The sequence below is a fragment of the Meiothermus ruber DSM 1279 genome, from assembly GCF_000024425.1.
Taxonomy (GTDB): domain Bacteria; phylum Deinococcota; class Deinococci; order Deinococcales; family Thermaceae; genus Meiothermus; species Meiothermus ruber.
Map to the genome: position 1 here is coordinate 507,219 of NC_013946.1, position 16,415 is coordinate 523,633.

Consider the following 16,415-nt stretch of genomic DNA (forward strand, 5'->3'; position numbering starts at 1 on the left):
TATGGAGCGATTTGTACGCATTGCAGGTTGGGTCGGGGTGATCGTGGGGCTCTCGGGCGTGGTGCCGGGGGCGTTTCTCCTGCGGGGGAGCATGATCGAGTTCGGCATGGTGCTCTTGCTGCTGGGGGTGCTGGTGCTCTGGCAGGCCGCTGCTTTGGAGGAGCTACGGGCTACCCGAGCGGCGCTATCCCGGATGGTGCTGCTGATGCAGCGGATGAGCTCGAACGACGCAACCCAGATATCCGGCTACCGCATGGTTCCGGGAGATGTGACCGGCAGCTACGGGATAGTGGCGGAAGAGGAGAACGATGCTGCTGCAAACCGGTAGGGGCTACATCATCCCTCAAGGAGAGATCACCCTGGAAAACTGCGGCCACTCCGAGCGGCTGCTGTGGTTGGCTTCCTGGGCGGCGACCCGCTTCGGCCTGTGGGGCGAGTTCGTAGACGCGGCACAGATTCACGACGCGGGCAAGCTGTACCTGCCCCGCTACGACCTGCTGCGGCGTCCGCTCAAGGCGTCCGAACTGGAGGTGCTGCGCTCTCACGTCGCCCTGTCCTGGCAACATGCCTCGAAGAACGGATACAGCCGGACGGCGCAGGACGTAGCCCTGATGCATCACGAGCGCTGGGACGGGAAAGGGTACATCCTCGGAAGGGGAAAAGAGGAAATCCCCCTTTCCGCGCGGGTCATGGCGGTGCTGGACGCCTACGATGCCATGCGATCCGGGCGGCCTTACCGGGAGGCATTGAGCCCGGTGGAGGCCCGCCGTGAAATCCGGCAGGGGGCCGGGACGCAATTTGACCCTCAAATAGCGGGGCTGTTCCTGGAGTACCTGGAGGTGGAATGGCCCGACTGCTAGCCCTGTTGGTTCTGGCCTCGTGCTCGTGGGGGCTGGCTTGCGGTCGCATCCCCCCTGACCTGGCGGGGTGGGCGGCCTACTACGCCAGGGGGTACGGGCTGGACCCGGATTTGCTCGTCGCCCTGGTGTGGGTGGAGAGCCGCTTCTGCCCGGATGCGGTCTCTCCCGACGGGGCGGTGGGGCTGGGGCAGATTATGCCCGCGACGGGCAGGGCGATTGGCATCTCGAGGGAGCGGCTTTCGCACCCCCAGTGGAACCTGTGGGGAGCGGCGCGGCACCTGCGGCAGCTATGGGACAGCTTCCGGGACTGGCGGCTGGCGCTGGCGGCCTACAACGCCGGGTCGGGGGCGGTGCGTAGGTACAGGGGCATTCCTCCCTACCCCGAGACGCAGAAGTATGTGAGGGACGTGCTATGGGTGTACCGGTGGTTGAAGCAGAACAGAAAAGCCTAGTGCGGGTACACGAGCGCTTCCCCGAGGAGTTCGCCCGCCTGATGGAACGCCTGCCGCCGTGGGTGCGGGTGGAGGTGGAGGGGCACCGGGACAGCCTGGACGAGATCGTGCTGGATCTGGGCAAGCCCCTCATCTACACCGCAGCGGATCAGGTCTACGTCCTGGAGGGGCGCACGGTGAGCAAGGACGACCTCTCCTACCTGACCCACCGGCTGGGGGGGTTCAAGGAGAACAACCGGGCGGGCCTGGAGGGCACCCTGCACCGCATTTCCCGCATCCAGGACGCCTATGGGGAGACGGTAGGGGTGACCATCCGCATCGGGCGCTTCGTGATGGGGGTGGCCGAGGCCCTGCGGCCCTGGCTCGAGCAGACCGGCTCCCTGCTGGTGGTGGGGCCGCCCCGCACCGGCAAGACCACCCTGCTGCGGGACATCGTGCGTATCCTGGCCGGGCGCTACGGGCCACGGGTGGCGGTGGTGGACACCAGCAACGAGATCGGGGGGGACGGCAAGCTCACCCACCCCGGCATCTCCCCTGCCCGGCGCTTGCAGGTGCCCGACCCGCCCTCCAAGAACCAGGGCTGGGTCATCTACCAGGCCATCGCCAACCACTCACCCGAGGTGGTGGTGGCCGACGAAATCGGCTACAACGAGGACGTTTTCCAGTGCCTTACCGCGAGCCGCCGGGGGGTGCGGGTGGTGGCCACCGCCCACGGCGAGACCATCCTGGACCTGCTGGAGAACCCGGTGCTGCTGCCCATTTTGGGCGACCCGGTGGAGGGGAAGCGCAGAAGCCGCCCGTCCTTCGCCATGTGCCTGGAGGTGCGGGGCAAGGGGAAGTTCGTGCTGTACCCCGACTTTGCCGAGGCCCTGGACACCCTGCTCGCGGGAGGTGAACCCGAGGGCTTGCGACTGGGGAGGTGGGATTGATGCGATGGATGCTGGCCGTTTTCATTCTTCTGGGGTTGGGGTCTGCTTTGGCCCAGGACCCGCGCTACCCCGAGACCACGCGCTATCTGGTGAGCGCACCGGACTACCGGCTGGACCGACTCACCCTGCTCAAGTGGCCCTTCATAGAGGTCATCCGGGCCGACCGCTGGAAGGAGCACCAGGCCGCGAAGGAGGGGGGCAAACCGGCGGTGGCCCACGAGTGGCGCTTGCCGATGAGCGACCTCGCCACCACCCAGGAGGTGGCCCGCGACCTACGGAGGGCCTGGCAGAGGTTCGAGGAGCGCTACTACTGGCACGCCATCACCCGGCTCAACAACCCCGCGCTCTACGCGGTGTACTGCTGGGCCGGGCTCAAGGGGCCTGACCTCAACCCGCCTCTGCCGGAGGTGCGGGTGGACACGCCCTCGGGGATTGTGCCTCAGGGGTTTGATCCCGGCCTGGGGTGGCCGCAGCCCGCCGCCCAGGGCCAGCACATGCTGGATGCCTACTGGCCCATTCCGCAGCTAGACAACGAGGAGTTTTGCGACGACCTCAGCCTGCAAATCCTGCCCCTGATGTACGTCCCCGGCTTCTGCATTGACATTGACGCTATCGGCTTCTCCTGGTGCACGCCGGGGTACGAGGGGGGTGAGCCCCTGTGGTTCAACGACGCCGAGGCGCAGAAGCGGGTCTCGGACGGCATCGCCCACGCGGTGAGCGCCTACTACCCGGACTACCAGAAGGATGTGCTCACCGCGTTGCGGCCTCGAGTACCCACCGACCTGTCTAACCCCACAAAGCTCAGGGTCTTTGCCCCCATGCCCTGGCAGGCGCACGTCCTCGAGGGGGGCGCGGTGGTGACGCCGGTGATGCGAACGCTGGACGGGCTCACCCCCCAGAACCTCGTGAGCGAGGCCCAGGGCATCGTGAGCACCTTACGGCAAGCCCTGCCCCGCCTCCCGGAGGCCGAACGGCTGGCGGGGACGGCGTACTACTACCAGGCGGTGCGAGGCCTGGCCCGGCTGCCCTTCCTGGCCCCGGTGAGCAACCAGCTTTCCGGGCTGATCGGCGGGATGGACGAGCAGGTGATGGAGCGGGCCCTGCTGGCCCTGGCCGCCGCCGACGAGGGGAGCAAGCTGGTCGGACGTGACCTCTTCATCAACAGCAAGAACGCCCCGGGGGCCTGGCGGCTGGAGGAGCTCAAGCGGTGGTTCCCCCCTTCCAATCCCTACATCTACGAGCGCTTCGGCTACCTGAGCTTCTTCCAGGTGTGGAACCGGGCCGAGGTGAGCACGGTGCCGGACTTCCGTGCCGACCGCAATCCGCTGGGGGTGGCAGCCTCCCTGGGGATGCGGGCCCTTTTCTACTGGTGGGTGCCGGTGCGGATCAAGGTCAGCCTGCTGCCCACCCCGCCCTTCATCTCCCTCTCGGGGGCGCTGGACTGGCCCCGGCCCATCCCGGTAGCGCCCTACGTGCTCCCCTTCGCAGGCGAGCGCACCTATTGGGGCTGGGTGAGCGTGCCCGAGGGCTACGAGATTCCCAGGGTCAGGGGAACGCCGGGGCTGGGGGTGAGCGGGGTCAGCATCCCCGGCTTCGGGCCGGAGGTCTACAACATCCTGCTGAGGTGAACGATGCGCTGGATCTACCTACCCGTGCTCTGCCTCTTCCTCGGAGGAGGAAGTCTGGCGATTGATGCGAAGGACTTCAAGACCGCCTACGACCTGTTGCGGAACGGGCTGTGCAGCCTCAAGATCACCTGCCTGCTGCCAAAGGACATGATCTACCCGGCAGACTGGCAGAACGACGTGGAGGCCCGGCTGTCGCGCTCGAGGGAGGTGCTCCTGATCGGGGACGTGCAGTCGTTGCAGCCGGTCATCGGCTACCTGGACGGCTGGCTCAGAACCAGCGACCCCACCCGCAAGCAGAACCGCCCGCAGATCTTCGCCGTCGTGCCGCAGGAGCAGATGGTGTGGTTCCGGGGGTGGACGACGAACCCCGAGCTCGCCAGCTTCGTGAAGGTGGTGGCAAGCAGCAACGAGAACGAGCCGCTGGGGGTGGTGGGGCGCACCGGGCTGCCCCTGGTGATCCTGGATAACCAGGCGGTCTATATGCCCACCTGGTGGCAGCTTGAGGGCCCGACGTTGCGCCAGGTGCTCACCTGGGGGCGGTTGCTGGTGGATCAGATCAGGTCGGCCAACCAGCGCAGGGGGGAGGTCAAGTGAGGCTGCTCGCACTGCTTCTTCTTCTGGGGATGGGGCTGGCCCAGCAGCAACAGCAGATCCTCTTCCAGACCCCCAGTCTTGCCCAGGCGGTGGGATGGGTAGGCAGCGTAGGGGGGCAAGACGCCCTGGTGATCGGCGACCTGCCCGACCCCGCCTTTGCCCGTGTCCTGCCCAGCCGGACTCGAGTCCTGGTGAGCGGGAGCCTGCCGGGGTGGGTGCGTACCGGGATGGAGGTGCGCTATCTCAAGGGCTTGCGGGGCCGGGGAATGCTCCTGATTGACCGGAGGTACTTTGTGGTGAACAGCAAGGGTTTGTGGACGGTACTCGCCAGCCCGGAGATCGGGATGCAGGTGGCGTACTACCTCGAGCAACTCTGGAATCTGGGAGGCCGCACATGAGACGTCTGGCATTGGCGGCGGTGGCTTTCTGGGGGCTGGGGTGGGCCTGCACCCTCAGCATCGAGACCAATCCCCAGGGCGGGGTGACCGGCCCCACAACCGTGACGATCACCGTGCGGGCCGGGGCCACAGCGGAACGACTCACCCTGTCGCTGAAGCAGGAGGGCCGGTGGGGGGATTGGGTCACTTCCTGGCAATGGAGCCAGACCAGCACGGGCAGCGTGAGCCTGCCGGTGAACTTTTCCATGAACGGTCAGTACATCCTGACCGCCAGCGCCGACCTGTGCGGCCAGCCGGCCATCGCCCAGAGCCGTTTCACGGTGATGATCCCCTGGACAATCGGGGGTGGGGCGCTGGGCTGGTTGCTGTGGCGGGAGGCGGAGGCCACCAACTACATCAAGGGGTTGGCCAACGACGTGAACGGGGGCCAGCCCATGTTCATCGAGGGCCTGGTCACCGGCCTGGCCGAGCCGGTGCGGGCCATCTTGCGGGATTACCTGGTGAAGGGCTACCTCAACCGGGATCAGCGCTACCCCCCGGCGTGCTCGGGCCTCTGCTACGCCATTGCGCCGGTGCAGATGCGGCTCTATGCGGTGCAGGGGGTGGGCGGGCTGTTCCAGCAGGGATGGGCCGGGCTGGGCCTCTACGGCGGCCTGCGGGACAGCCGCTCCTATGAGCTCGGGACGAAAGGGGTCGCCGGGGTGCTCATCGTGCGGGGCTACCGGCACGACTACATCCTGCTGTCGGCCCGGGGCGATTTCAGCGATGCGGAGATCACGGTGGTGGAGATGCCCAAGGGGGGCAGTGAGCTTTTCCGCAAGGCGCTTTCCCTCAACGCCTTGCAGCAGGGGGCGCGGGAGGTGATGCCATGAGAGGATGGTGGTTGATCCCGCTGCTGGGGGTGGGCCTGGCCCAGACCACCGGCGGCAGCCTGAACGACCTGGCCGGACTGAGGGGCGTGCTGAACGCACCGGGGGAACTGCACCTGGTGGTGCCCCAGATCACCCCCTGGGCGCTCAGGCTGCGGGAGTGGCGTACCGCCGGGGCCACGACCTTCTACATCCCCCAGGAGGAGGCCCGCAAATACTGCGGCAGCGCCAATGTCCCCATCCGGGTACTCCCCGGCAGCGTGAAGCAGCCGGTGGGCTTCATCGTGGGACAGGGGGGAAGCCTGGAGGGCATCGCCCTGCGGGGGTTGGGGCTCATATACGATCCAGGGTGGGCCGAGAACGACCACATCGCCCTGTGGATGGGCCTCTCGGGGCCGAGGACGGGGCGCACCTGGGTAGAGGGAAGCTGGACGGGCAGCCTCAGCGCACGGGTGGAGTTCCAGGTCACCGAGCGCTACCTGGGCGACCCCCAGAGCGGCAGCTACCTGTTCAACCACGTCTGGAACGGCCAGGTACAGGACGTGCGGGCGCAGGGGTATGACCCCTACCGCATCTACAACGGGGAGACCCTCTCTTTGGTGGAGGGGAGCGGGACGGTGCGGGGGGATTGCACGCTGCGCTCCATCACTACCACGGTGGAGGTGGGGGTGGACACCAGCCGGACAGGGCGGTACACCGGCACGCTGGGCAACAACCACACCTTCAGCTTCGACCCCGGCACGGGGACGGAGACCTTCCGCTCGGTGGAGTACGCCGCCACTTGCGGGTGGTTCGGTTGCGGCTGGCGGGGGTACTACATCTACGACCTGCAAGGCCGCTACCGGGGGAGCGGTTCGGGGACGCAGTGCGGGTGGAACTGGTGCACCGAGGCCAGCATCTCTCCCCGACTGTTCGAGATCCGCAAGACGGGCGAGGAGGTCACCGCCCGCATCCGGCCCTGGCTCGAGCGCACCGTGTGGCAGCCCCAGGGCACCTTCCCGGTGGAGCCGGGGGGCTTTGTGCGGGTGAACGGGACGGCCTACCAGATTCCGGGGCTGGAGGGTTACGGCAGGAGGCCTCAGGGAGTGGGCATCGAGTGGATGCGGGGGGAGCCCTACGTGAGCTACCTGGCCCAGGCCAGCGGCATCATGGGCGGCGAGGTCTACCGGGGGCAGGTGGTGGACTTGCAGGAATATTGTACAAAAATGAGGTAATATGTTATTGCTATGCCTTTGCGAGAAAAACGTTGGTTGTTGGCAAAAACCGCTGTTTCTGTTTGGAGTGCCAGTCTAGGGCTGGCCCTGGCGCAGCAGGCCCCCTTCAAGGATGTTCCTCCCACCCTGGAGGACATCCGTTTTCTTTACCAGAAGGGCATCGTGCAGGGCTACCCCGACGGCACGTTCAGGGGGAGGGAGTACATGACCCGCTACCAGGTTGCCGCCATGCTCTACCGCACGTACCTGGCCTTCGCCGACGACGTGGCGCGGCGGGTACGGGAGGCGCTGAACCAGGACGCCCAGGCCCGGCTGGAGGAGGCCCTGGCCGCCATCGAGGACTTGCGGGAGGGCCTGCGGATTGTGCAGGAGGCGATGGGGGACTACCCCGAGGTCAAGGCCAACCTGGAGGAGACCCGCAAGAACGTGGAGGGGCTGGCGGAGGAACTGGCTCAGGTGTCCAGCCAGATGGTGACCCGGGAGGAGATTGGCGAGATCATCGGCTCGGTAGGAGCTCTGGAGAACCTCATCAAGCGGGGCGAGGATGGGCTGCGGGCCCTGACCGCCCGGGTGAACGCCCTGGAGCAGGTGGTGCGCGACCTCGAGCAGCGCTCCCAGGCCGCCCAGGGGGAGTTGAACAAGAAAGTCTTCGACCTTGGCGGACGGGTGGACGCCCTGGAGAAGCAGGGGAAGAGCCGTCCGAAGCTCACCGTGGGGGGTTCGGTCGGACTCTCGAACGGCGAGCCGGACGGGGAGGTGTTCGTCCGGGGTGAGGCGAACGGCGTCCGGCTGGACGGTCGGCTGACCTCGGACGGGGTGCAGGTGCGGGCTGAACAGGGCGGCCTCACCCTCGAGCACCGCGCCCAGGGCGGGCTGTCGGAGAGCCGGGCCGGGTATCGGCTGTTCGAGGGGGTGGCCCTGGGGCTGGAGTTGGGGTACGGCGACTCGGCCTTCGGGGTGGTGCGGATCGTGCACGAGCCGGACGGGGGCCTGATCCCCGGCGTGGTGGCGGAGGCCGGGGTGGGGGCCGGGTTTCACGAGGGCAACCTCTCCCGCAACCTGCTGTTTGTCCGGGCGGGCTACCGCTTCGGGGCGGTGACCCCCAGCGTGGGCTACTACCGTTACCAGGGGGAGGAGCCCTACAGCCTGCTGGAAGGGCGGCTGGACTGGGGGGCCGACTTCGGCAGCCTCGGGGGGTACTACCGGCTGGTGGCCTTCCCCGGAAGCGGAAACAGGGGCAGCGAGTGGGGGGTGCGCTTCACCTCGAGCTCCAACCCCTTCGTGGAACTCGGGGTGCGGGGTACGGAAGGGCTGGTGGCCGGTGAGCCGGGCAGCTTCAGCTTCCGCTACCAGAACGCCACGGCCAGCCGGACGGACTTCACGGTGCGGGTGGGGTACAGGCTGGAGTTCTAGGAGGCAGCGGTGAAAAAGTCTGTGCTTCTCGGGGGGGCCTTGCTGGCCCTCTTGGTCTCTGGATGCGACGTGATCTCAGGGGTGGCCGGGGAGTTCCAGCCTGCCGCCCTGGTGGAGGTGACGGGGGCGCTCGAGGGGGCCTGTGTCCGACTCGAGGCCATCAAGGACAACCGGACGGCGGGAAGCTGGACGGGCTGTACGGAGCCGTACAGCTTCCGGGTGGACCTGCCGGACGGGGCGATCATCCTGGTCGGACAGGCCGGACGGGATGGGCTGGTCTACCAGGAGGGCCGGACGGAGGCCAGTCTGAAGAAGGGTGGACGGACAGCCCTGGCCCTCTCCCGCAAGCGGGTGAGCGTAGAAGTCACGGCGGCCTGGCTCGACCCGGCGAAGGGCGGTCTGGCCGAGGCGTGGATGCTGCCCCAGGAGGCGGTGGGGGTGCCCACCTACGCCGACCCCCCGCCAGCGAGCCTGGAAGGGCGGGTGCTGGTGGCCCGTGAAGTGGTGGCCCAGGGATGGGCCACCCTCTCCGTGCCCACCGGACGGGACGTGGCCTTCCGGCTGGTGCAGGGAGAGGCGCAAGGGATCACGAGGGTCAGCCGCCTGGAGGCGGACGGGAAGGTGGTGGTGCTGTGAAGGAGGAACAGGAGCGGATAGAGGCGGGCAAGCGAGTCCCGGTCCTGGTTGTACGGACGAGCGAATGGACGCTGTGGGTACTGGCGGGCCTGGTCTACCTGGGGTATGTGGTGATGGCGGCGATGGAAGCGCCCACCCTGCCGGTGACCGTGGGGCTGGCCCTGCTGCCCGCCCTGCGGTTGCTGCCGGACAGGATGCTCATTGGGGTAGGGATCGGCGTGGGCTGGTTCCTGGGCGGGCTCGCCCTCACCCTGAGCGCGTACACCCTGGTCGGCCTGTTGCTGGCCTCGCAACTGCTGGCCCTGGCCGCTGGCCGGAGCGAACGGTGGGGCTGGATCATCGGGATGGTGGTGGGCTATGTGGCTGGAATCTGGTGGGGGGTGTCCCGATAGGACACCCCGGACAGGTCAGGGTGGACACCCTGGAGGACAGGTCGGGGCTGGACACCCGAAACTGCTGAAATGTGCCTATGTATTACAGACTTCCCCACCCCCCGGACACCCCCTGTCCAAACCGCTTGAGGACGAGAAAAATCACAGATGGCGGTGAGTCGAAAATGTCCAGCGAAGATAGCGAAAAAGACGTGCAGGCGAGAGAAAAAGGCGCTGAACCCCCTGTGATGGACAGGGTGGAGGGACAGGATGGACACCCCCTGGACACCCCCCCTGTCCTGTCCGTGGACACCCCTGAAGGACAGGGTGGACAGGGTAGGGACAGGGTGGAGGGACAGGGTGGGACACCCCCAAAGGACAGGGTGGACACCCCCCTGTCCGGCAAGACCCGGACACGCTGGAAGGAGGCGTACCGGAAGGTGTTTGGGGGGGTGGATGGCCTCTTCGAGGCGCGGGTGCGCCGGGCGATGGGCTTGATGGAGCGGGGTGAGGCCAGGAGCCGGGTGGAGGCGCTGGAAGCGGTGCGTCCCTGGAACCCGGACCATGAGTTCGACCCCCCGGTCCTGGGGCCGGGCGGCAGGCCGGTAGAGGCGGGGCGCATCCTGCCCCCGTCACCGGACGAGGAAGGGGAGCCAGGGGGCAAGACTGCCCCCATGAGCGAGGGGGAGGCACAGCCGGACAGGCCTGCTTCCTCTTCCGAGGACACTCGAGCGAATCGAGTGAGGATTGAAACCGAGGAAACTCAGAACCGCAGCCGGGCGAAGTGGCACGAGGCCTACCGGACGGTGTTCGGGGAGGAGCCGGACGGCCCGCTGGCCGAGGCCCGCATCCGGGCCGCCCTGAACTTCTATGACCCCGGACGCTCGGTCGGACGGCGGAAGGCCCTCGAGGCCGTTCGGGCGTCCGAGGAGGAGGCCGCCGGACGGACGAGGGAGGCCGGACGGGTCCTGGGGCCGAACGCCAGGGTGGGGACGCTGGACGGACTGGACGAGGCAGATTCCCTTCGGGACGGCGGGGCCGTACGCCCGGCACGCCCAGAGGACGGCTCCCTCGGGGATGAAGAACCGGAACCCTCCCTCGAGGCAGCTTCCCTCCGGGAGCGGCAAATGCCGGTACGCCGAGAGGACGCGCTGACCCTGGGGGCAGCCCTGATGAAGATTGGCCGCCTCGAGGCTGAGGTGGAGGAACTGCGCCGGGCGGTGGCCCGGCTGGAGGAAGGCCTGCACCGAACCGAGACCCGGCTGGGGGGGTTGAGGCCGGGGCTGAAGGCCTTCCGGGACTCCCTGAGGGAGGTGCGGGAGGCGGTGCTGAGGCTGGGCTCGAGGGTGGACGGGCTGGCGGCTCCTCTCGCTTCCGAGGAAAAATCCCTCCCCCCCGGCAAGAAGGTAGATTCCCTTCGGGGCCGGCAGACGCCGGTACACCTGAGGGAACTGAGGGAACTGCGGGCGAGGATGGACGAGGAGCGCGGGCGGATCCTGCTCGAGGTGGAGAACCGGCTGGAGGAGGCCGAGGAGCTCATGCGGCGCTCGACGGAGAGCCGCATCGCGGCGCTGGAGTCGTGGGTGCGGCGGGTGAGCCGGTATCTTGGAATGGGTAAGAAAGGAGGACTGTTCAGATGACCCTCGAGCACGTCGCTTTAGTCTGGCAGAACGGGGTGGGCTTCGGCTTCAAGGCCGGGGTGGGGGTGGGAATTGCGGTGGGTCTGCTGCTGGCCTGGCTGTGGCTGGCCTGGCTGTGGCGGTGGGTGCGTTCGCAGGCCGGGCGCTGAACGACGCGGGCCTCCTCGGGGACAGGGATGCCCAGCCAGACCTTGGGGTGGACGAACTGAGCCCCGGGCACGGCCAGCCGGGTGGTGAAGGAGGGGTGGACCCAGGCAAGCCCCTCGAGCAGTTCCCCGAAGCCAGCCTGGATGGGGCTCACTGACCACCCCGGGTGACAGACGCCTTTCCTCCCGCCCGCCGTAGGAGTGTCAACGCGGCTTGAACCTCACTCGGGTGAAGCCTAGAGTCTCGCTGTCGAAGGAGTAGCCCCGGCTCAGGTCAGCCTCCGGCTGGCTAGGATCAGCGAACGTCATCAGATCAATCAACGGCTCTAAAGTTCGGTCTAGCAAGACCGTCAAGCCCAGCCACTCCTCCCGCGCTCGCTCGAAGGCTGCACGATCGAGCAGGAGTTGCTCGAGTTCCATCACCCCTGCCCGCAGTCGGACCAGGTCCTTTAGGTAGCGCAGGTAGGCCTCATCCATGGGTTCCACTGGTCGAGCGGCAAGACCCAACAGCAGGGCATTGACTTGTCCGTTCAGCTCCGAGACAGCCTGGGTTACTGCGGCCGCGAGCTCGAGGCCTCCTGGGCCAGGCTCCCGAGCCAGACGGCTCAGCGCTTCGGCTGCCTCGAGTAGGCTCCCCCGCAGCAACTCTAGATCAGGATCAGACATGGGCTGCATGTTGCCAGTATAGACCTGGGACCTTTGCATACCGCCCAGCAGGTCATCCAAACATCCTTGGTCTAGTTCTTACTGTTAGACTTAAGTCCATGAACAAGGTTCGTTTTTTGTTAGCGTTAACTGCATTGCTATCAGCTTGTTCTGTCAGTCCCAGCAAGGTGAATCTTGGTCAGGAACGACCCGACCCTGATGCTGTCACTGTTCAGTTCGATCCCATAGGAGGTACGGCTGGGGGTGTAAGCGCACAGGGGATCGACATCAGCCTATGCGTCTTCACCCTGAATTATCCGCACCAGTCGGGGTACAATCCTACCGAAGTCAAAGCCGATGCCATCGGTCGATGCCCGCCCAGCAGTGAGCCCTTCCTCCTCACAGCGTTCCTGGAGCTAGAACGCAACCAGGGCGGGGTCTGGACCAAGGTTGCCACCGGCCCCCGGGTCCGTAAGGAGGTGGGAGCGGCAGGTGCGACCTGGAGGCAGTACGAGCTGGTCGTTGTGGCCACTTGCCGTGACGGAGTCTACCGAAGCAAGCTCAACATCGAGGCGGTCAACCCTGATGGCGGGGTGATCGCGATTCCGCTAGCACGGCGGTACTCCAACGAGCGCAATGTTCAGTGCAGACCCCGCGCAGTATCGTTGGTGGTCGATGATACCGGCTCAATGGGCAGCGTCATCGGAGCGGTCAAGGCTTCCCTCGCCGGGTATATAAATAGCATCCCTGAGGACGAGTACACCCTGTGGAACCTGATCACCTTCAAAGACGACGTCAGGGTCCTGGGCACCACCACCGACCGCAACGCCATCCTTGGTTGGGTAAATGGCCTCTACGCCTGGGGTGGCGATGACTGTCCCGAGAACGTGCTAGGCGGAATCAGCTCGGGGATCTTGGCCCTTTGGCCTTATGTGGACCACACTCGAGATCTGGTGGTAATCACCGACGCCTCAGCCCAGCCCGGCGACGTGAGCGGGATCCTCGCGGTGGCCAAGCTCAACAATGTCCGGGTGAACGTGCTGCTCTCAGGGGATTGTGGTCTCCCGCCCGCTTCGGTATCCAGCCGGGCAGGCATTGGCGTTCAGAGCGTGAGCACAACGGCGCTTTCTAGCCAGGTCGTGCTCAAGCGCATCGCCGAGGAAACCGGGGGCAAGTACTTCTACCTCCCCGGCGGAAGCCAGTCCGATTTCGAGTATGCCCTGGGTGAAATCTTCAACAACATCCGGGACACCGACCCTTCCACGGTAGACCGTGAGCCCCCCAGTGTTACCGTGAGCGTTACCCCATCTACCCTCTGGCCACCCAACCACAAGCTGGTCGAGGTCAAGCCTGCTGTAAGTGCCAGCGACAACCTCGACCCTACCCCAAGGGTGGAGCTGGTCGGGGTGAAGGTAAGCGAGCCCGACGACGGCCAGGGCGACGGGAACACCGCTGATGACGTGCAGATCACCACTAACGGCCGGATCTTCGTGCGGGCCGAGCGCAGCGCCCAGGGCAACCGCCGCGTCTACACAGTCACGTACCGGGCCACCGACGCCAGCGGGAACACTGGCTACGGCTCGGCCGACGTGGTGGTACCCCATGACCGCTCCGGAAAGTAGGCTACTGAAGGTTCGCAACGCCGGGCGGGTCCGCCCGGCGTTGCCGGCTGCGGAGAACTCGACGCTTCTCCAAGGGCCAGGGCGCCCGTATGAGGATGCGCCTGCCGTCGTATATCTGTTGGCGGTAGACGTCGGACCCTGCGTAAGCGCGCTGACCGGAACGGAGGTATGCGGGCCTTAAAAACACGACCGCGGCCATACATAACACCTAGACACCTAACCCCCCTTGCGGGGGGCTTCGGTGCAGGAAGTAAAACCATCAGCACTCGGCTGTGGCAGCCTTCGCAGGCGTCCTCAGTATGTCACTTCTTATTGCCGTTATCAAGTATTATATTCCCAGGAGGTAAAGCCATGTACGACAGCATCCGGCTGATGGTCGGCGGCCTCGGGCTTTTGTCGCGGGAGATGGTCATGCGGAACTACATCGCTTACAAGCACGGGGATGGCCAGGCTTTCGAGGCCCTGGTGGCGCACTACGGCTACCTGGCGTTCGAGAAGGCTTTCCGGCTGTTCCACCGCCTCGGCGACGAGGCCCGTGACCTGGCCCAGGAGCTTTTGTGTGAAGTGGTGGAGGTGCTCTCGAAACCGCTTCCCTCCGGCTCCAAGAACCTCACCTTCTGGGTGAACGTGGCCCTCGACCGCAAGGTCCGGGAGCGGCTGACCCAGGACGGCGTGGGCACGTACCGCGAGAACCGGCTTCTCAAGAAGCTGGTGGCGGTGCGGCTGGAGCTGGAAGGGGAAAAGGGACGCGCCCCCACCCACCCCGAGCTGGCGCAGGCCCTCGGGGTCGATGAGGAGACCCTCGAGCGCCTTCTCGCTGTGGAGGAGGCAAACCGCATTCTCAGCCTATCGGCTCCACACCCGGAGACCGGCACACGGCTGGAGGAGATGGTTGCGTCAACCGAAGAGGAAGACGTGCTCGAGGAGCTTGAGGAAGCCCTGGAGAAAGCCCGACTGGGGCTGAAGGCTGAGGAACTCTCTACCCTCGACCGCTTCCTGGCGGGAGAGGAAGTCTCCCAGGCCAATCTGGACGCCCTGGCGGCGACGCTCAAGGCCCGCATGGTCGCATAGCAGGCAAGCCTTTTTGCCTTCCGAGGATCATCCCTGTCCTTGGAAGGTTCTTTTTTGGGCCGGTGGCTAGTTCATCGGGCCGCGCTCGCGGAAGTAAGCCCCGTTGCTGTCCCATACCGGCACCAGACGCCCGTTGAGACACCCCTCGAGGAACTCGAGCATCCGTGGGGCAGTCTGGCATTCGATAACCACCGTATCGCCTGAAACATCAAGCAGAGGCTCTTCCCCGAGTGACGCAGCCATGTGGCGCAGAAAGCAGGCCAGGTCCTCCGGGTGATCGGTGTCAACGAAGCGAACTCGGGTTCCTTCGTGAATTGCTTTAGGCATAGCTCCATCTTAACGCAAAATGGCCGGGAAAGCCCGGCGCATCTGCGGTCAGGAGGGGAAAAGGCTTCCCCTTCCACTTTTTATGGTACTCGAGGGGGATTGAAGCGGTCAAGATTGAACAATACAATATTGTCGTCAGGAGGTAAAAATGGAAAAGGTTTTTGTCTGTCCAGATCTGCGCACCGGCGAGAAGCTTGCGGAGTTGCTCTACCTGGGCTTCAAAACAGGTGGACTCGTCGAATGGGAAGGAGACCAGGGTTGGCTCAAGCCCGCCTATAGGATCACTTTCCGCAGTGAAGCCCTTCAACGGGGTTTTGTGGAGTTTGTGAGGGCTCTCTTCCCTTCGGTCGTCATCCTTGACTGACCCTTCCGTCCTTCTTTGCCTTCTGGGGATCGTCCTTTTCCTCAGGGGGTTCTTTTTTGCCTAGCGCAGCAGGCGTGGGTCGAGGAAGAGCGGCTGGGGCTGGCCGACCCTCACCTCGGGCATCGCGGGGTGGCGGGGGTTGAGCAGCAGGTTGAACTCGCTGGGGACCACCGCCGAGGGGACACGCAGGGCCAGGGAGCGCAGGCTCAGGGCCCACTCGCTGCCCAGCCTCTGGGTGGACTCGGGGTAGGGCTCGGGCAACTGCCGCCAGTCGGGGGGCAGTTCGCTCAGCTCCTCGACGTGGGGATCGGGGATCTCCACCTCGATGGCCACGAACGCGGCCAGGTGAGCCCGGTCGTCCACGTGAACCAGCACCTCCAGGATGCCGGTGGAGAGGTGTTCGGCCAGGTACACCACCGGGACGATCCCCTTCGGGACGCTCTGCGAGCGTACACCCAGGGGGACCCCGAGGCGGTTCCAGCGTCCGGGGCTCTTGGCTGCCCCTTCCCCGGTGAAGGCGGTGTGGGCGTAGCTGCGCGAGGCGATGCGCCAGGCCCTCACGTCACCAGGCCGTCCTCCAGGCGGCCCAGGAGGTGCTCCACCGCCTGGAAGCCAGGTTCAGTGTCCAGGTACGCGAGGGGGCTCGAGCCGTGCAGGAACACCTTGGGGCTGTTCATCCAGGAGGCCGCCAGCTGGGGCGAGCCGAAGAGCTCCTCGGCACGGCGCAGCAGGTAGATCACCCGGTACAGGCGGTTGGACTGCTCCCGGTTCAGGCGTCCCAGGCCCTTGTAGCGGTGGACGCTGCTGCGGGGGATGCCGGCGGCTTCCAGCACGTCGTGCTGGCTGAGGCCGTAGTGCCGGGCCACCTCGGTGATGAGTTCGACCGGCAACCCCTCCCGGACGCTCGCCACGTCAGTGGGTGAGCCGTCGAAGCGGAGGGGGAGCACTGTTCCCATATGGGACATTATGGCGTTCCACCTTGAACAAGTCAACGCTCCAGCCCCAGCCTCCTCGCCGCCCGCAGGGTGCGGGGGGCCTGGGAGAGATCGGCCTCGAGGTAGTCCCGCCCCCGGCGGAAGCGGGCGTCTTCCCCGTAGCGCTTCGCCAGCACCCGGAAGTAGTCCGCGCTGAAGTGCAGGAAGGCGGTGGCCGCCTCCCCATCGAAAGACAACCAACCCGTAAGTCCTGACTGCGCGGCGCACAGGCAGGTCGTAGACCCCATGGCTGAAGCCAGGG

At 66.2% G+C, this 16,415-nt stretch carries 23 protein-coding genes; 18 read left to right on the forward strand and 5 right to left on the reverse strand.

All coding sequences use genetic code 11. The features are described 5' to 3' along the window. Nucleotide 1 precedes the first annotated feature (1 nt). From MRUB_RS02670 to MRUB_RS15730, 15 genes are all read left to right on the forward strand, one after another. Nucleotides 2-328 carry a hypothetical protein gene (locus MRUB_RS02670; RefSeq protein WP_013012819.1) on the forward strand — a complete coding sequence of 109 codons (327 nt, stop codon included), beginning with the start codon at nucleotides 2-4 and terminating at the stop codon, nucleotides 326-328. Beyond that, nucleotides 309-860, forward strand: coding sequence for an HD-GYP domain-containing protein (locus MRUB_RS02675; protein WP_013012820.1), 552 nt, complete (start codon nucleotides 309-311; stop codon nucleotides 858-860). The genes MRUB_RS02670 and MRUB_RS02675 overlap by 20 nt, the downstream gene beginning before the upstream one ends. After that, the gene (locus MRUB_RS02680; RefSeq protein WP_013012821.1) at nucleotides 845-1,312 is read left to right on the forward strand and encodes a lytic transglycosylase domain-containing protein; all 468 of its coding nucleotides are present in this window, start codon (nucleotides 845-847) and stop codon (nucleotides 1,310-1,312) included. The genes MRUB_RS02675 and MRUB_RS02680 overlap by 16 nt, the downstream gene beginning before the upstream one ends. After that, the gene (locus MRUB_RS02685) at nucleotides 1,285-2,241 is read left to right on the forward strand and encodes an ATPase AAA (protein ID WP_013012822.1); all 957 of its coding nucleotides are present in this window, start codon (nucleotides 1,285-1,287) and stop codon (nucleotides 2,239-2,241) included. The genes MRUB_RS02680 and MRUB_RS02685 overlap by 28 nt, the downstream gene beginning before the upstream one ends. Next, the gene (locus MRUB_RS02690; RefSeq protein ID WP_013012823.1) at nucleotides 2,241-3,869 is read left to right on the forward strand and encodes a hypothetical protein; all 1,629 of its coding nucleotides are present in this window, start codon (nucleotides 2,241-2,243) and stop codon (nucleotides 3,867-3,869) included. Before MRUB_RS02685 ends, MRUB_RS02690 begins: the two co-directional genes overlap by 1 nt. A gap of 3 nt (nucleotides 3,870-3,872) precedes the next feature. Then, complete coding sequence (locus MRUB_RS02695) at nucleotides 3,873-4,463, forward strand: hypothetical protein (RefSeq protein WP_013012824.1); 591 nt, start codon at nucleotides 3,873-3,875, stop codon at nucleotides 4,461-4,463. Further along, nucleotides 4,460-4,861, forward strand: a complete 402-nt coding sequence (locus MRUB_RS02700; RefSeq protein WP_013012825.1) for a hypothetical protein — start codon at nucleotides 4,460-4,462, stop codon at nucleotides 4,859-4,861. The genes MRUB_RS02695 and MRUB_RS02700 overlap by 4 nt, the downstream gene beginning before the upstream one ends. Next, nucleotides 4,858-5,733: a hypothetical protein gene (locus MRUB_RS15980; RefSeq protein ID WP_013012826.1), complete on the forward strand. Its 876-nt coding sequence runs from the start codon at nucleotides 4,858-4,860 to the stop codon at nucleotides 5,731-5,733. The genes MRUB_RS02700 and MRUB_RS15980 overlap by 4 nt, the downstream gene beginning before the upstream one ends. After that, nucleotides 5,730-6,944 carry a hypothetical protein gene (locus tag MRUB_RS02710; protein WP_013012827.1) on the forward strand — a complete coding sequence of 405 codons (1,215 nt, stop codon included), beginning with the start codon at nucleotides 5,730-5,732 and terminating at the stop codon, nucleotides 6,942-6,944. The genes MRUB_RS15980 and MRUB_RS02710 overlap by 4 nt, the downstream gene beginning before the upstream one ends. A 12-nt stretch (nucleotides 6,945-6,956) precedes the next feature. After that, complete coding sequence (locus tag MRUB_RS02715; RefSeq protein WP_013012828.1) at nucleotides 6,957-8,357, forward strand: S-layer homology domain-containing protein; 1,401 nt, start codon at nucleotides 6,957-6,959, stop codon at nucleotides 8,355-8,357. A gap of 9 nt (nucleotides 8,358-8,366) precedes the next feature. Continuing rightward, nucleotides 8,367-8,993, forward strand: a complete 627-nt coding sequence (locus MRUB_RS02720) for a hypothetical protein (RefSeq protein WP_013012829.1) — start codon at nucleotides 8,367-8,369, stop codon at nucleotides 8,991-8,993. After that, complete coding sequence (locus MRUB_RS02725; RefSeq protein WP_013012830.1) at nucleotides 8,990-9,385, forward strand: hypothetical protein; 396 nt, start codon at nucleotides 8,990-8,992, stop codon at nucleotides 9,383-9,385. Before MRUB_RS02720 ends, MRUB_RS02725 begins: the two co-directional genes overlap by 4 nt. Before the next feature lie 164 nt (nucleotides 9,386-9,549). Beyond that, a complete protein-coding gene (locus MRUB_RS02730) occupies nucleotides 9,550-11,004 on the forward strand; it encodes a GumC domain-containing protein (RefSeq protein ID WP_013012831.1) in 1,455 nt (484 codons plus the stop codon). Continuing rightward, nucleotides 11,001-11,153 carry a hypothetical protein gene (locus MRUB_RS15905; protein WP_013012832.1) on the forward strand — a complete coding sequence of 51 codons (153 nt, stop codon included), beginning with the start codon at nucleotides 11,001-11,003 and terminating at the stop codon, nucleotides 11,151-11,153. The genes MRUB_RS02730 and MRUB_RS15905 overlap by 4 nt, the downstream gene beginning before the upstream one ends. Further along, the gene (locus tag MRUB_RS15730; protein ID WP_157413562.1) at nucleotides 11,126-11,308 is read left to right on the forward strand and encodes a hypothetical protein; all 183 of its coding nucleotides are present in this window, start codon (nucleotides 11,126-11,128) and stop codon (nucleotides 11,306-11,308) included. The genes MRUB_RS15905 and MRUB_RS15730 overlap by 28 nt, the downstream gene beginning before the upstream one ends. A 46-nt stretch (nucleotides 11,309-11,354) precedes the next feature. On the opposite strand, the gene MRUB_RS02735 is transcribed toward MRUB_RS15730, so the two are convergent. After that, nucleotides 11,355-11,876, reverse strand: coding sequence for a hypothetical protein (locus tag MRUB_RS02735; protein ID WP_015586362.1), 522 nt, complete (start codon nucleotides 11,874-11,876; stop codon nucleotides 11,355-11,357). Between the two features lie 443 nt (nucleotides 11,877-12,319). On the opposite strand from MRUB_RS02735, the gene MRUB_RS02740 reads away from it, so the two are divergent. Next, the gene (locus tag MRUB_RS02740; RefSeq protein ID WP_244403987.1) at nucleotides 12,320-13,417 is read left to right on the forward strand and encodes a vWA domain-containing protein; all 1,098 of its coding nucleotides are present in this window, start codon (nucleotides 12,320-12,322) and stop codon (nucleotides 13,415-13,417) included. Between the two features lie 351 nt (nucleotides 13,418-13,768). Next, nucleotides 13,769-14,488, forward strand: coding sequence for a sigma-70 domain-containing protein (locus MRUB_RS02745; protein ID WP_013012835.1), 720 nt, complete (start codon nucleotides 13,769-13,771; stop codon nucleotides 14,486-14,488). Between the two features lie 66 nt (nucleotides 14,489-14,554). Here MRUB_RS02745 and MRUB_RS02750 read toward each other — a convergent pair whose 3' ends face one another. Beyond that, nucleotides 14,555-14,815: a hypothetical protein gene (locus MRUB_RS02750; RefSeq protein ID WP_013012836.1), complete on the reverse strand. Its 261-nt coding sequence runs from the start codon at nucleotides 14,813-14,815 to the stop codon at nucleotides 14,555-14,557. A 148-nt stretch (nucleotides 14,816-14,963) separates the two neighbouring features. Here MRUB_RS02750 and MRUB_RS02755 point away from each other — a divergent pair, with 148 nt between their 5' ends. Then, nucleotides 14,964-15,179 (forward strand): hypothetical protein, encoded by a 216-nt coding sequence (locus tag MRUB_RS02755; protein ID WP_013012837.1) that lies wholly within the window; start codon nucleotides 14,964-14,966, stop codon nucleotides 15,177-15,179. Between the two features lie 60 nt (nucleotides 15,180-15,239). Here MRUB_RS02755 and MRUB_RS02760 read toward each other — a convergent pair whose 3' ends face one another. Genes MRUB_RS02760 through MRUB_RS02770 form a run of 3 tightly spaced genes read right to left on the reverse strand, consistent with a single transcriptional unit; the run spans nucleotide 15,240 to nucleotide 16,350 of the window. Beyond that, the gene (locus MRUB_RS02760; RefSeq protein WP_013012838.1) at nucleotides 15,240-15,740 is read right to left on the reverse strand and encodes an RES family NAD+ phosphorylase; all 501 of its coding nucleotides are present in this window, start codon (nucleotides 15,738-15,740) and stop codon (nucleotides 15,240-15,242) included. Beyond that, nucleotides 15,737-16,144, reverse strand: a complete 408-nt coding sequence (parS, locus tag MRUB_RS02765) for a type II RES/Xre toxin-antitoxin system antitoxin (protein WP_013012839.1) — start codon at nucleotides 16,142-16,144, stop codon at nucleotides 15,737-15,739. The genes MRUB_RS02760 and parS overlap by 4 nt, the downstream gene beginning before the upstream one ends. A 23-nt stretch (nucleotides 16,145-16,167) precedes the next feature. After that, on the reverse strand, nucleotides 16,168-16,350 hold the full coding sequence (locus tag MRUB_RS02770) for a hypothetical protein (RefSeq protein WP_015586364.1): 183 nt from the start codon (nucleotides 16,348-16,350) through the stop codon (nucleotides 16,168-16,170). Between the last annotated feature and the right edge of the window lie 65 nt (nucleotides 16,351-16,415).

Coding starts and splice junctions, on each gene's coding strand:
- MRUB_RS02670 (WP_013012819.1), top strand. CDS start 2: ATGGAGCGATTTGTACGCATTGCAGGTTGGGTCGGGGTGATCGTGGGG.
- MRUB_RS02675 (WP_013012820.1), top strand. CDS start 309: ATGCTGCTGCAAACCGGTAGGGGCTACATCATCCCTCAAGGAGAGATC.
- MRUB_RS02680 (WP_013012821.1), top strand. CDS start 845: ATGGCCCGACTGCTAGCCCTGTTGGTTCTGGCCTCGTGCTCGTGGGGG.
- MRUB_RS02690 (WP_013012823.1), top strand. CDS start 2,241: ATGCGATGGATGCTGGCCGTTTTCATTCTTCTGGGGTTGGGGTCTGCT.
- MRUB_RS02695 (WP_013012824.1), top strand. CDS start 3,873: ATGCGCTGGATCTACCTACCCGTGCTCTGCCTCTTCCTCGGAGGAGGA.
- MRUB_RS15980 (WP_013012826.1), top strand. CDS start 4,858: ATGAGACGTCTGGCATTGGCGGCGGTGGCTTTCTGGGGGCTGGGGTGG.
- MRUB_RS02710 (WP_013012827.1), top strand. CDS start 5,730: ATGAGAGGATGGTGGTTGATCCCGCTGCTGGGGGTGGGCCTGGCCCAG.
- MRUB_RS02715 (WP_013012828.1), top strand. CDS start 6,957: ATGCCTTTGCGAGAAAAACGTTGGTTGTTGGCAAAAACCGCTGTTTCT.
- MRUB_RS02730 (WP_013012831.1), top strand. CDS start 9,550: ATGTCCAGCGAAGATAGCGAAAAAGACGTGCAGGCGAGAGAAAAAGGC.
- MRUB_RS15905 (WP_013012832.1), top strand. CDS start 11,001: ATGACCCTCGAGCACGTCGCTTTAGTCTGGCAGAACGGGGTGGGCTTC.
- MRUB_RS02745 (WP_013012835.1), top strand. CDS start 13,769: ATGTACGACAGCATCCGGCTGATGGTCGGCGGCCTCGGGCTTTTGTCG.
- MRUB_RS02750 (WP_013012836.1), bottom strand. CDS start 14,815: ATGCCTAAAGCAATTCACGAAGGAACCCGAGTTCGCTTCGTTGACACC.
- MRUB_RS02755 (WP_013012837.1), top strand. CDS start 14,964: ATGGAAAAGGTTTTTGTCTGTCCAGATCTGCGCACCGGCGAGAAGCTT.
- parS (WP_013012839.1), bottom strand. CDS start 16,144: ATGTCCCATATGGGAACAGTGCTCCCCCTCCGCTTCGACGGCTCACCC.